The organism is Nocardiopsis chromatogenes YIM 90109, from assembly GCF_000341185.1.
GTDB classification, from domain to species: Bacteria; Actinomycetota; Actinomycetes; order Streptosporangiales; family Streptosporangiaceae; genus Nocardiopsis_A; species Nocardiopsis_A chromatogenes.
In genome coordinates, this window is sequence record NZ_ANBH01000341.1 from 1 (window position 1) to 413 (window position 413).

Here is a 413-nt window from a genome sequence, read left to right on the forward strand (position 1 = left end):
GAGGCCAACGAACGCCGGAGGGCCCGGACCGCGGTGCGGTCCGGGCCCCCTGTCGGGCCGTGCGCCTGTGTCAGGCGAGCGGGGCCGGAGCGGCCTTGCGGCGGCTGGCGTAGATCGTCAGCGCGCCCAGGCCGGTGGCCAGGACACCACCGAGGACGAAGCCCTCGAGGTCGCTCACACCGGTCACCGGGAGCTCCGTGGGGCCCTCGTCGGCCGAGGCGGCGGCGCCGCCCGAGCCGGACTCGGAACCGCCGGTGGAGCCGCCGTCCTCCGAGCCGCCCCCGTCGGAGCCGCCGTCACCGCCGTCACCGCCGGGCGTACCGCCCTCGTCCGCGGGCGGAGGCGTCGGGTCGCCGGGGCCGGGGTCGCCACCGCCATCCCCGGGGTCGCCACCGCCGTCACCGGGGTCGCCA

1 protein-coding gene is annotated in these 413 nt (G+C 79.7%); it reads right to left on the reverse strand.

The window, feature by feature from the left end; all coding sequences use genetic code 11:
• Nucleotides 1-70 precede the first annotated feature (70 nt).
• The coding region (locus D476_RS38340) for an LPXTG cell wall anchor domain-containing protein (protein WP_017627443.1) at nucleotides 71-413 on the reverse strand (343 nt) is incomplete at its 5' end.